Origin of the sequence: Mesorhizobium sp. M0208, from assembly GCF_040322015.1 — a bacterium.
Classification (GTDB): Bacteria; Pseudomonadota; Alphaproteobacteria; order Rhizobiales; family Rhizobiaceae; genus Mesorhizobium.
The window spans coordinates 167,211-179,375 of the sequence record NZ_JAMYSP010000005.1; the positions used below are offsets into that span (position 1 = coordinate 167,211).

The window sequence follows — 12,165 nt, forward strand, 5'->3', positions numbered from 1 at the left end:
CAGCGGATGGAATAGACAGCAAAGTCGTTTAACTACAAAGTCGCGAAAGATTCTTTCGCGTCACCACGGAAGCCACCATGCCGATCAAGGCCGATCTCGATGCCATCGACTGGAAGATCCTGCGCGAGCTTCAGCAGGACGGACGCATGACCAATGTCGAACTGTCGAGCCGCGTCGGCATTTCGGCGCCGCCGTGCCTGCGCCGCGTCAGGCGGCTGGAAGAGGCCGGCATCATCCGCGGCTACCGTGCCCTGCTCAACGCTCCGGCACTCGGCCTCGACGTCGTCGCCTTCTGCCTGATCGGCCTACATCACCAGGCCGACGCCGAACTCAAGACCTTCGCCGAGCGCACCCGCGGCTGGCCGATCGTGCGCGATGCCTGGATGGTGTCGGGCGAATCCGATTTCCTGCTGCACTGCGTGGCGAGCGATCTCGGCACCTTCCAGACCTTCGTCATCGAGGAACTGGCCTCGGCCCCCAATGTCGATACGGTGCGAACCGCGCTGACCATCCGCCGGGTCAAGGACGAAGGGTTGGTGGCGTTTTCGGCTTGAGACCAGGCAAAGCCCCGGAGAAACAAAACCCGGAAACAAAAAACCCGCCTCGGCGGGCGGATCGTCGGTGGGAATCATCACCGTAGTTGAATTAGTAGCATAGCTGCCGGCACAAAGCAAGAACAAAATGTGGCTATGCGTCAAATAATACAGACTGGCGCTGCCCTCACCTTACCTTCCCCGTGAAGGACGGGGAGAGGGGTCGCCAGCGTTGCGGCTACTTCTCCCCGTTGACAATTGACGGCCTCTACCGGCCTGGCGCAATCACCCTGCGTCGCAGAGGCGCGTTTCGACCAGTTCGCAGAGATGGTGGTAAAGGCACAAATGCCCCTGCTGGATGATCGGCGTCGAGGTCGAGGGTACGTTGAGCAGGATGTCGGAGAGCGGCTTCAGCTTGCCGCCGGTGTCGCCGGTCAGGCTGACCACCGTCATGCCCATCATGCGCGCTTGCTGGGCGGCGGCGAGGATGCTTGGCGAATTGCCGCTGGTCGAGATGGCGATCAGCACGGCGCCTGCCGAACCATGCGCCTCAACCTGGCGCGCAAACACCGTGTCGAAGCCGTAATCATTGCCCCAGGCGGTCAGCACCGCCGCGTTGGCCGGCAGCGCGATGACGTTATAGGCCTTGCGCTCCCTGAGGAAGCGGCCGACCAGCTCGCCGGCGATATGGATGGCGTCGCTGGCCGAGCCGCCATTGCCTGCGATCAGCAGGGCCTTGCCCTGCGAAAGCGCGGCGACGACGGCGCTGACCGCCCGCTCCATCTCGCTGGTCAGGTCGCGCTCGACCATCGCCGAAATCGCGGCCGCCGAGCGGGCCAGGTAATCGTTCAGTTCGGACATGAAACCCTCAGTTCCCGGCGCGCAATCTGCCGATGGTGCCGGTCGTGCTCTTGCCGGCGACGAGATCGACCAGCACGACGCGCCCGCCGGCCTTCTGCACGACATCGGCGCCAACCACCTGATCGACCGTATAGTCGGCGCCCTTGACCAGTATGTCCGGGCTCAGCGCCTCGATCAGTGAAAGCGGCGTATCCTCCTCGAAGATGACGACGGCGTCGACCGAGGCAAGTGCTGCAAGGACGCAGGCCCTGTCATGCTGGTCGTTGACCGGGCGCCCCGGCCCTTTCAGCCGGCGCACCGAGGCATCGCTGTTGAGACCGAGCACCAGCCGGTCGCACTGGCTGCGCGCCGCATGCAACAGGCTGACATGGCCGGCATGCAGGATATCGAAACAGCCATTGGTGAAACCGACGCTCAAGCCCTCGTCCTTCCACGCTGCCACCAGCCGCGCCGCGGCCGCGGCATCGAGGATGGCATCCTTGTGGGCGACCGGACCATGCGAGCGAAACAGCGCACCGGTGAGTTCCTCGATCGTCAGCCGCGCGGTGCCGCGTTTGCCGACGACGACGCCGCCGGCGGCGTTGGCGATCGATCCGGCCAAGACACGATCAGCCCCTGCTGCAAGAGCCAGCGCGAAGGTCGCGATTACCGTGTCGCCGGCGCCCGAAACGTCGAACACTTCGCGCGCCTGCGTGGCGATATGGCGGGCGTCGTCCGCACCGACGACGCTCATGCCCTTTTCGCTGCGCGTCGCGACGACGAAATCGAAACCGTGCGCCGAAATCAGCTGGCGCGCCGCCGCCTCGATCTGGTCATCGGCAAACACTGCGTGGCCGACCGCCTCGCCGAGTTCCTTGCGGTTGGGCGTGATTGCCGTCGCGCCGGCATAACGCGCATAATCCCTACCCTTCGGGTCGACCAGCACCGGCTTGCCCGCTTCCCGGCAGATCGAGATCAGCTCACCGGCGACGCCGTCGAGCAGCACGCCCTTGCCATAGTCGGACAGGATGACGATGTCGGCGCGCACCAGCGCTTCGCGAAAATGCCCGACCAATGTCGCGTGCTCGGCATCGCCCAGCGGCTTGATTTCCTCTTCGTCGAAACGCAGCACCTGCTGGTTGAGCGCGCTGAAGCGGCTTTTGGACGACGTCATGCGATCGGCATCCTGCGACAGCCCGCCGGTGTCGACGCCAAATTCGCCGAGCATGCGCATGAGGTTCTTGCCGGCCTCGTCGGCGCCGATCACCGAGACCGGTATGACGGCAGCGCCGAGCGAAACGATGTTGGCCACGACATTACCGGCGCCCCCCATCGCCAGCGTTTCGCCGCGCCCGTGCAGCACGGGGATCGGCGCTTCCGGCGAAATGCGCTCGATCACGCCGTTGACGAAACGGTCGAGGATGAAATCGCCGACCACCAGCACGGTGGCGCTGCCGAAGCGCGAAATGGCGCGGTGAAGAGGTTCGGGAGAGGGCAGCTTGATCATGTCAATGCGTGGGAGAGCCGATTTTCGGTGACGGGGAATTCGATTGGCAGGGCCGGCCGTTCATGGCGATGCCGATATACCGCAATTTCAGCCGACGCAACGGCAGGCCTTCGACCGATGACGGCGGCGAGGCAATGCGTCAGCTTTTCTGCAACGCGACATGCACGCCCAGTCCGACAAGCACCGCACCGCCGGCCCGCCGCATCAGGCGCTGCGCCCGGCTCGACTGCCGCAGCCTGGCGATCACTGCGCCGGCCAGCACCACGCAAACAATGTCGGCCGACGAGAACATCAAATTGACGATCGTTCCAAGCACGACGAACTGCAGCCACACCGGAAACGCCGCCGAGGCATCGATGAACTGCGGCAGGAACGCCATGAAGAAAATCGCCGTCTTGGGGTTGAGCACCTCGACGGCAACGCTCTCGAAAAAGGCGCGGCGGGCGGATTTCGGCTGAATTCCCGGCAAGACAACGTCGCTTTGCGCCTTGGCGCGAAACAGCGAAACACCGAGCCAGATCAGATACAGCGCACCGACCAGCTTGACCGCCATGTAAAGCACCGGCACGGCATGGAACAGCACCGACAGGCCGACAGCGGCGGCGAAGACATGAACGTAGCCGCCAAGATGGATGCCGAGCGCCGCCATCAGGCCCGACCAGCGGCCGCGCGCCATGGTTTGCGCAGCGGCATAGAGCATGGCGGGGCCGGGGATATAGGCGAAGATCGCCGTGGTGGCGAAAAAGGCGACAAGCAGTTCGGTTGACGGCATTACCTTGCTCCTGTCGCCGATCGGCCGGCACGCCGACTGAAACGTGACCTTTGCGGCGCCACTATGGCGCTCATCCGGCCGCCCCGCCACCTGCTTTGTCGACAGCCCGGCCCGCCTCCCCTATAAGGCCAGAATCCCACAAGGGCTGCAACCGGCACAAGGTACCAGAGGCTTTCATGATCATCGTCACGGGCGGCGCCGGCATGATCGGTTCCAACATCGTCGCCGCGCTCAACGCCGACGGTTTCAGCGACATCCTCGTCGTCGACGACCTCACCGACGGCCACAAGATCGCCAATCTCGCCGACCTCGAGATCGCCGACTATCTCGACAAGGACGACTTTCTGGCGCGGATGGAGGCCGGTGACCTCGGCCGCATCGAGGCGGTTTTCCACCAGGGTGCCTGCTCGACCACCACCGAATGGAACGGCAAGTTCATGATGGAGGTCAACTACACCTATTCGAAGCACCTGCTGCACGCCTGCCTGGCCTTGCGCGTACCCTTCCTCTATGCCTCGTCCGCTTCGGTCTATGGCGGCGGCGCCGAGTTTCGCGAGGAGCCGGAATGCGAGCGGCCGCTGAACGTCTATGCCTATTCGAAAAAGCTGTTCGACGACTATGTCCGCCGCACCGTTTTCGATACCGACCATTCGCCGGTGGCGGGCCTGCGTTATTTCAACGTCTACGGTCCGCGCGAGGCGCATAAGGGCGCCATGGCCTCTGTCGCCTTCCATTTGTTCAACCAGGTCGAACGCGGCGAAAACCCCAAGCTGTTCGGCGCCTATGGCGGTTTCGGGCCCGGCGAGCAGAGCCGCGACTTCATCCATGTCGGCGATGTCGCCGACGTCAATCTGTGGCTGTGGAAACGCGGTTCCAGCGGCATCTTCAACTGCGGTACCGGCAAGGCCCAGCCGTTTCGCGCCATTGCCGAAACGGTGATCGATACGCTCGGCAAGGGCCAGATCGAATTCATCGAGTTTCCCGACCACCTCAAGGGCAGCTACCAGAGCTTTACGCAAGCTGATATGTCCCGCTTGCGCGCAGCCGGTTACAATGGCCAGTTCCGCACAGTGGAAACCGGCGTCAGAGACTATGTCGAATGGCTGAAAGCCCAACGATCCTCGTGATCGGCCCACGCTGGGTGGGCGACATGGTGATGGCGCAGTGCCTGTTCCAGGCGCTGAGGGAGCTTCATCCGAACGCCGCCATCGACGTGCTGGCGCCGGGGTGGGCAGCACCGCTGGTCAAGCGCATGCCCGAAATCCGCCAGCAGATCGACCTGCCGCTGCCATCCGGCGCGTTCGAATTCCGCGTCCGAAGGCGCTTCGGCCGCCTGCTGCGCGGCCGCTACGGCATGGCCTTTGTCCTACCGGGAAGCTGGAAGTCGGCGCTGATCCCGTTCTTTGCCGGCATTCCGCGCCGTGTCGGCCATCTCAAGGAAATGCGCTACGGGCTGCTGACCGACATCGTGCCGTTGCCCGATCGCCTGAAACGGCGCACCGCGCAGGCCTATTTCAGCCTTGCCCGCGGCGGCGCCTTCCAGGCGCCGAAGCTCGCTGTCGATCAAGCCAGCCAGGCGGCACTGCTCAGCCGTTTCGGGCTGACGGCGGGGAAATTCGTGGCACTGATGCCCGGCGCAGAATTCGGCCCGGCCAAGCGCTGGCCGAGCGAACACTATGCCGGCCTTGCCCGCGAGATGATGGCCAAAGGGTTTGGCGTCGCGCTGTTCGGATCGAAGAACGACGCTGAGGTGACGGCTGAAATCGCAGCGCAGGCGCCGGGCGCCTCCGACCTTGCCGGCCAGACGCGGCTGGAGGATGCCATCGACCTGATCGCCGCGGCGAGGCTCGCCGTCTCCAACGACAGCGGGCTGATGCATGTCGCCGCCGCCGTCGGCACGCCGGTCGTCGCCGTCTACGGCTCGACCTCGCCCGACAACACGCCGCCGCTCGCCGAGCACCGCGAACTGGTCTGGCTCGGCCTGTCCTGTTCGCCCTGCCACAAAAAAATCTGCCCGCTCGGTCATCTCAACTGCCTGAAGACGTTGGAGGTCGAACGCGTCGTGGCGGCGGCGGAGCGGCTGCTGGAAATGCCGGCCGCCGCATGAAGGTGCTGATCGTCAAGACGTCGTCGATGGGCGACGTCATCCACACCTTTCCGGCGGTCGAGGACGCGCACCGCGCCCGCCCGGATATTTCCTTCCACTGGTGCGTGGAAGAGGCCTTTGCCGGCATCGTAGCGCTGCATCCAGCCATCCAAACCATCCACAGCGTGGCGATCCGGCGCTGGCGCAGGAAGCTGCTCGAGCCCGGCACATGGCGGGAAGTGGTCGGCCTGCGCAGCGCCTTGCGCGCGTCCCGCTACGACCTCGTCCTCGATGCACAAGGCTTGCTGAAATCGGCGCTGGTGGCGCGGCTGACGGCAGCACCGATCGCCGGCTTCGACCGCTCGAGCGCCCGCGAGCCTTCGGCGAGCCTGTTTTATGGCCATCGCTACGCCGTGCCGCTCGGCCTGCATGCCATCGAGCGCACCAGACGCCTGTTCGGGCTGGCGCTCGGCTACGAGCCGGATTTTTCCCGGCTTGAATCGGGCATCGTGCCGCCAGCCGGAAAATCGACTTTTGTCGGCGAAAAGACAGCCTTCCTGCTGCACGGCACCAGCCGCGAGGACAAGAAATGGCCGGTCGCGGACTGGATCGAAATCGCCAGGCTTCTCGTGGCACGGGAGATGACCCCGGTCACCACCTGGTCGAACGACCGGGAACAGGCGGTTGCCGAAGCGATCGCCCGCGCCGTTTCGCAGACCGTGGTGGTTCCCAGGTCGCCGCTTGCCGAGATCGCCGCCGTCATCGGCGGCTCGACGCTGGTCATCGGCGCCGACACCGGCCTGACCCATCTCGCCAGCGCTGTCGGCGTGCCGACGGTGGCTGTATTCCTGGCGACGGAGCCCGGCCTGACCGGCCCGCGCGGGCCGTTCTCATCGACGCTACTGGCCGCGCCTGGCCGCAGCGTCACGCCGCCGGAGGTGATGACGGAAGCAGAGAGATTGCTGGCGCTTAAATTACAAGGCTCTGCATAGGACCTTTTCAGAATTCGCTCTGGCGAGTCGAATAGCGTGGTTTTCGAGAACCGGAGCGGAGCGTACTTAAAGTACGTGAGCACCGGAAGCGCAGAAAACCGCGCTATTCTACTCGCCAGAGTGGAATTATCAAAAGGTTCTAAATGAATTGCACCTGGACGATCTCGTAGCCCCTGGCGCCGCCCGGTGCATTGACCTCGATGGCGTCGCCGACTTCCTTGCCGATCAGGGCGCGCGCGATCGGCGAGGAGATCGAGATGCGGCCGGACTTCACGTCCGCTTCCTGGTCGCCGACGATCTGGTAGGTCTTTTTCTCCTCGGTATCCTCGTCGACCAGCACCACGGTGGCACCGAACTTGACCTTGTCGCCGCTGAGCTTGGTGACGTCGATCACCTCGGCCCGCGCGATCAGGTCCTCGAGTTCGTTGACCCGGCCCTCATTGAGGCTCTGTGCCTCTTTTGCCGCGTGATATTCGGCATTTTCGGAGAGGTCGCCATGCGAGCGCGCTTCGGAAATCGCCTCGATGATACGCGGCCGCTCCTGTTGCTGGCGCCAGCGCAGTTCCTCCTTCAATGACGCGAACCCCTCGCCTGTCATCGGGACCTTGTTCATAATGCCTGACCTTTCCTGCCGCCGCCCCCGCAATCGGGAGCGACCTTGTCGATGGTACAAAAAGAAAACGGTCCGGCAGCCTCGCTAACGGAACCGTCTCACCACAATCTTTGCAAGATATAGCAATCTTCGCGGGTTTTTCACGTCCAAAAAGTCGGATTTTGAAAAATCATCCACCGATTGCGCGGCTGACCTAACGTCAAGGAGCGCATCACGTGTACCGTGATGCCAAATTCCAGTTCGGAGCAGCATGCGAGCACAGCAAAAAACCGGCTGCGATCGCCGCAGCCGGTATGAGCAGCGTCCGGAGGTCGGATCAGCTCCTCATGAAGTGATCGATCTGCTCCGACAGCATGCCGTATTCGCGGGATCCCTTGCCCGTGCGCTTCTCGATTTCGCGGAGCTGTTCCTGGGCGCCGGCAAGATCGCCGATCTGCAGGTGCGCCTCCCCGAGATATTCGCGCACCAGCGTGTAGTTCGGGTCGATGCGCAGCGCTTCCTCGTAATAGCCGAGGCCGACGGTGACGCGGCCGGAATGGCGGTGCGAATAGCCGAGATAGTTGAGGATGCGCGGGTCCTGCTTGTTGGCGGCGAGGCTGAGCACGGCGATCGCCTCGTCATAGCGTCCATCCATCGCCAGCGCGCGACCGGCATCATAGATGCTGTCGTCATCCAGCATACCTTGCTTCGGCGAGACACATTTCTTCTGCTTCTTGTCCCAGGCCTCCCCCTTCTTGCACTGGCTCTGGCCGCCGCCGCCATTGCCGCCGCCGCCGCCACCACCTCCCCCGCCTTCACCAGCCGAAAACGCCGGAGCCGCAATCAGCGGCAGGGCGGCAATGGCCATGGCGTAAATCAGCAATCGTCTGCGCATTACACTCTCCTTTGAACCTGACAATGCAACACTAACGCCGGCCCAAAGCCGTTTCGTCCCGGAAAATGTCATCCTATCTCAGAACCGCGATCTCTCCCAGCAAGGCCATCTTATTCCGGGAAGAGAGGGCATCATAAATCATGGTTCACGATTAACGCCCACGCGCAAGAGAGCGTGACGAGCGCTGCAAATCCGCTATCATCGGGCCGACCGAGCACGAAGCAGGGAGACGGCCGGTGCAGCAACGCGTTGAACGAGACTGGGAGCTTTCGATCGGTCCCGACACCGTGCGCCTGTTCATCGTGAAGGCGAAGGCGCTCAGCGCCGCCGTCAACGAAGACTATGCCGACGGCGCCGAGCACGAGGTAGAGCTCGACGGCAACGCGCACGACAACCACCATCATGACGGCCTTGCCGAGGAAAGCTCCGAAGATCTCACCGAGGAAGAACTGCGCGAGCTGATCGACGATCTCAATGTCGACGAAGCGGCCGAACTGATTGCGTTGGCCTGGGTTGGCCGCGGCGACTATGACGCGACGGAATGGACGGACGCGCTGACCGCCGCCCGCGAGCGCGCTAACAAGCGCACGGCAAAATATCTGCTCGGCATGCCGCTGCTGGCGGACTGGCTGGAGGAGGGGCTGGAAGCGATCGGCGCGTAACAGCGCGGTTACCGATTGTGATCGCCAGCCCCCTCGCCCAAGGCAACTTCCCTGCATTCTGGCCGTTGCGATACAATGGCGGCGTTTGGCTTTTTCAGATTGGGCAGATTGCTGCTGGCCGTTGCGGCTACGCCGCTGGCGGGACCCGTTTCAGCCAAGGCGCCCGAGCTGCCGCCAACCGCACCGGTTCCGCAACTCAACCAGCAAGTCACTCCGCCAGCACCAACCGAGATCCCGGTCCCCGAAGCACGCCCCGCTCCGGAGGCTGAGCGGCCCAAAAACGGTCAGCCTCAAAACGATCAGCCCCAAAATGGCGAGTTCAGGACCGAGCAGCCGAAGCCGCCGGCGATCGCACCACGGCCGCCTGAAAAGCCGGCGCAGGCCGAGCCGCCGGCAAACCCATTGGTCGCGCCACCAAACCCGGCCGAGGCAGACAAAAAGGCGGAGCAAGAAATCCTTCCCGATCCTCGATCGGTCGCAATTGCCGAGAAAGAAATGCCGGCCGAGGAATTGGCCTGCCGCAGGCGGCTGAAATCGATGGGCGTCGATTTCGAGGAGCGCAAGCCCGAGCATGATACGGCGGTCGGTTGCTCGATCCCCTACCCGATCGTGCTGAGGACGCTCGGCAAATCCATCGCCATTGGCCCGGAGCCCGAGCTCAATTGCCAGATGGCTGAAGCGGCCGCACGCTTTGCTGCTTCGGTCATCCAGCCTGCTGCAAAGGCCGAGTTCGGCATGGATATCAAATCGATCGGCCAGGCCTCCGCCTTCGTCTGCCGGTCGCGCAATGGCGGCGGCAAATTGTCGGAGCACGCCTTCGGCAATGCGCTCGATATCGCCAGCTTCACGCTTTCGGACGGGAAGGAGATCGATGTCGGCCCGGCGCCACCGGAAAAGGACGCGAAATTCCTGGACACAGTGCGCAAGGCAGCCTGCGGACCGTTCAAGACCGTGCTTGGCCCCGGCAGCGACGCCGATCATTCGCAGCATCTCCACTTCGACCTCGAACCGCGCCGCAATGGCGGCACGTTTTGCCAATAACGCCGGGCGCCGATAGCGGGCGCCGCAATTTAGCCGCAGGCGTGAACGGCGCCGCTGATTTTTCCTTTACTCTTCAGGTTTAGAGTCTGTGCCAACTGGGGACAGGAACCCTTCCGATGGCCGGGCTACTTCGCGCTGCGCTTGTCGCTGCGCGGCACACAGGGCGGGCGCGCATGGCCGGCAGGCTTGCCGTCGTGCTTGCCATTGCGGCGGTCTCCGCCTGCAACACCGGCAGCGTGCTGTCGCTGCAGCCGGCCGTCGACGTCGGCAGCCAGACCGCTGCCGTTCCGCCCTATTCCGGCCTGCAAGATTCCGGCCCGCAAGACTCCGGCCCAGAATATTCCGGCATGCAGCGTCTCGTCCCGTCCAACCCCTACATGACGGCCGCCTATCCGCGCATGGATAATCCGATGTCGCCGGCCGAACAGATGCCGGCCGCAGAGATCGATTGCCGCAAGGAGCTGAAACGCCTCGGCGTCGTCTACACCGACGTTGCGCCGATCCATGAAGGCCAATGCGGCATCGATTATCCGGTCAAGGTCTCGGCCATCGGCAGCGTCGCGATGAAGCCGGCCGCGACGCTGACTTGCGACATGGCCGCCAGCTTTGCCGGCTGGACCAGGAATGAACTCGTCCCGTCGGCCCGCTGGCGCTATTTTTCAGGCGTCAAGACCATCCACCAGGGCTCGAGCTATTCCTGCCGCAGGATCGCCGGCGAAGGTGTTTTGTCGGAACACGGCAAGGGCAATGCGCTCGACGTGATGAGCATCGAGCTTAACAATGGCGACGACATCGACGTCCGCAAGCCCGGCCTGTTCGCCTTCCGCACGCGCGGCTTCCTCAACAATGTGCGGGCCGACGGCTGCCAGTATTTCACCACCGTGCTCGGCCCCGGCTACAACTACGACCACCGCAACCATTTCCATTTCGACATCAAGAATCGCAAGAACGGCTACCGCGCCTGCCGCTGACCGTTCCGGTTTTCAGATGAAATGCGACAAGTTATTTCGTGCAACAGCGCCTGGATCAGCCGCGTTGTGTGCCGCCGGTGGAAGCCATGCTGCGCCACCAGGTCCTGGACGTGCCACAAGTTTCTGTCGCGGATTCCGCTTTCCTCGAGCATGCTGACGGTGCGGAACAGATACTGCGCGGACGAACCCCAATGTCCGGCTGCCCGCGCCAGCGTCTGCGTCCAGATCAGCGAGCCGTAGGCAAAGACCCAGAGCGCTTTGGCGCCGGTATTCCAGAAGCAGCTGCTCGACAAGATCATCGAACTCCGCGTCGCTATGCTCGGTCGTCCCCGGCTCGGGGCCGGGATCCGGCTCGACCCGTTCGACCAGCGCGATAAGGTCGGCGGTCAACGCCATGGCAGTGCCGCGCGCCGGTTTACCCTCCATCACGCCCTCATTCGTGCTAGCCGGTTCTACGCCATTTCATGCTAAAATATGAGGATAGACCGGTTGCGCGCCGCTTGCCAAGGATTTCGACGGCCCGACGGGCCTGCCAGTTCGAGCCAATGCATGAGCCAACGAAGCCTTCGACGACGTGCAACGACCTGGCTGGTGGCATGCTGTGCCGCTTATCTTTCGCTCGCCTATTTCGCCGCGCCTGAGTTCTGGACGTTACGGGACCGCAATTTTCGCAATCAGCAATTCGAGATGGTGACGCACACGCCGCAAGGCATTCCGGGCGATCCGATCAATGTCGGCCTTGTCGGCACCAAGAAGGAGCTTGTCCATGCTTTTGCCGTCGCCGGCTGGGATACGGCAGACGCGGTCTCGCTGAAGACGGCGATCGAGATCGGCGAAAGCGTGCTGTTTGACCGCCCCTATCCCGACGCGCCGGTCAGCCGGCTGCTGTTCGAAGGCCGCGCCCAGGACCTAGCCTTCGAAAAGCCGGTCGGCGACAGCGCCGACCGGCGCCACCACGTCCGCTTCTGGCAGACCGCTGCGACCGGAGACGACGGCCGGCCGCTTTGGCTTGGCTCGGCAAGCTTTGACCGCGGCGTCGGCCTCAGCCATGACACCGGCGCGATCACTCATCACATCGGCCCCGACATCGACGCCGAGCGCGATGGGCTGATGCGCGACCTGTCCGCCGCCGGCATGCTGATCTCGACCAGCGACATACCAGGGGTCGGCGCCACAAAGACCGGGCGCAACGGCGAAGGCGATCCCTATTTCACCAACGGCAAGGCCATCATCGGCGTACTGCTGCAACTGCCGTAGGCGCGCAATCGGCCCGT

The 12,165-nt window shown here is 63.7% G+C and carries 14 protein-coding genes; 8 read left to right on the forward strand and 6 right to left on the reverse strand.

Going from position 1 to position 12,165, the window contains the following annotated elements:
• The first annotated feature begins 77 nt into the window (after positions 1–77).
• A complete protein-coding gene (locus NKJ17_RS07810; RefSeq protein ID WP_023678347.1) occupies positions 78–554 on the forward strand; it encodes an Lrp/AsnC family transcriptional regulator in 477 nt (158 codons plus the stop codon).
• A gap of 264 nt (positions 555–818) precedes the next feature.
• On the opposite strand, the gene NKJ17_RS07815 is transcribed toward NKJ17_RS07810, so the two are convergent.
• The 3 genes from NKJ17_RS07815 to NKJ17_RS07825 form a co-directional block, all read right to left on the reverse strand.
• Positions 819–1,394 (reverse strand): D-sedoheptulose-7-phosphate isomerase, encoded by a 576-nt coding sequence (locus tag NKJ17_RS07815; protein WP_352687809.1) that lies wholly within the window; start codon positions 1,392–1,394, stop codon positions 819–821.
• A 7-nt stretch (positions 1,395–1,401) separates the two neighbouring features.
• Entirely contained in the window at positions 1,402–2,880 is a 1,479-nt protein-coding gene (rfaE1, locus tag NKJ17_RS07820; RefSeq protein WP_352687811.1) for a D-glycero-beta-D-manno-heptose-7-phosphate kinase, read from the reverse strand.
• Positions 2,881–3,019: 139 nt separating this feature from the next.
• A complete protein-coding gene (locus tag NKJ17_RS07825; RefSeq protein ID WP_352687813.1) occupies positions 3,020–3,652 on the reverse strand; it encodes a LysE family translocator in 633 nt (210 codons plus the stop codon).
• A 176-nt stretch (positions 3,653–3,828) separates the two neighbouring features.
• On the opposite strand from NKJ17_RS07825, the gene rfaD reads away from it, so the two are divergent.
• Genes rfaD through waaC form a run of 3 tightly spaced genes read left to right on the forward strand, consistent with a single transcriptional unit; the run spans position 3,829 to position 6,730 of the window.
• Positions 3,829–4,779 (forward strand): ADP-glyceromanno-heptose 6-epimerase, encoded by a 951-nt coding sequence (gene rfaD / locus NKJ17_RS07830; RefSeq protein ID WP_254819252.1) that lies wholly within the window; start codon positions 3,829–3,831, stop codon positions 4,777–4,779.
• Entirely contained in the window at positions 4,752–5,759 is a 1,008-nt protein-coding gene (gene waaF, locus NKJ17_RS07835; protein ID WP_352687815.1) for a lipopolysaccharide heptosyltransferase II, read from the forward strand. Before rfaD ends, waaF begins: the two co-directional genes overlap by 28 nt.
• The gene (gene waaC / locus NKJ17_RS07840) at positions 5,756–6,730 is read left to right on the forward strand and encodes a lipopolysaccharide heptosyltransferase I (protein ID WP_352687816.1); all 975 of its coding nucleotides are present in this window, start codon (positions 5,756–5,758) and stop codon (positions 6,728–6,730) included. Before waaF ends, waaC begins: the two co-directional genes overlap by 4 nt.
• Positions 6,731–6,869: 139 nt before the next feature.
• Here waaC and greA read toward each other — a convergent pair whose 3' ends face one another.
• Both greA and NKJ17_RS07850 read right to left on the reverse strand, forming a co-directional pair.
• Positions 6,870–7,343 (reverse strand): transcription elongation factor GreA, encoded by a 474-nt coding sequence (gene greA / locus NKJ17_RS07845; RefSeq protein ID WP_023719113.1) that lies wholly within the window; start codon positions 7,341–7,343, stop codon positions 6,870–6,872.
• A 316-nt stretch (positions 7,344–7,659) separates the two neighbouring features.
• Positions 7,660–8,217 (reverse strand): tetratricopeptide repeat protein, encoded by a 558-nt coding sequence (locus tag NKJ17_RS07850; RefSeq protein WP_254819249.1) that lies wholly within the window; start codon positions 8,215–8,217, stop codon positions 7,660–7,662.
• 236 nt (positions 8,218–8,453) lie between these two features.
• Between NKJ17_RS07850 and NKJ17_RS07855 the strand changes: the two genes are divergently transcribed.
• The 3 genes from NKJ17_RS07855 (at position 8,454) to NKJ17_RS07865 (ending at position 10,891) form a co-directional block, all read left to right on the forward strand.
• A complete protein-coding gene (locus NKJ17_RS07855; RefSeq protein ID WP_352687818.1) occupies positions 8,454–8,879 on the forward strand; it encodes a DUF3775 domain-containing protein in 426 nt (141 codons plus the stop codon).
• A 75-nt stretch (positions 8,880–8,954) separates the two neighbouring features.
• Complete coding sequence (locus NKJ17_RS07860) at positions 8,955–9,920, forward strand: extensin-like domain-containing protein (RefSeq protein WP_352687820.1); 966 nt, start codon at positions 8,955–8,957, stop codon at positions 9,918–9,920.
• 116 nt (positions 9,921–10,036) lie between these two features.
• Positions 10,037–10,891, forward strand: a complete 855-nt coding sequence (locus NKJ17_RS07865) for an extensin-like domain-containing protein (RefSeq protein ID WP_352687822.1) — start codon at positions 10,037–10,039, stop codon at positions 10,889–10,891.
• Here NKJ17_RS07865 and NKJ17_RS07870 read toward each other — a convergent pair.
• Complete coding sequence (locus tag NKJ17_RS07870) at positions 10,873–11,190, reverse strand: hypothetical protein (RefSeq protein WP_352506722.1); 318 nt, start codon at positions 11,188–11,190, stop codon at positions 10,873–10,875. The genes NKJ17_RS07865 and NKJ17_RS07870 overlap by 19 nt on opposite strands.
• Before the next feature lie 250 nt (positions 11,191–11,440).
• Between NKJ17_RS07870 and NKJ17_RS07875 the strand changes: the two genes are divergently transcribed.
• Positions 11,441–12,148: an LssY C-terminal domain-containing protein gene (locus NKJ17_RS07875; RefSeq protein ID WP_352687824.1), complete on the forward strand. Its 708-nt coding sequence runs from the start codon at positions 11,441–11,443 to the stop codon at positions 12,146–12,148.
• Positions 12,149–12,165 lie beyond the last annotated feature (17 nt).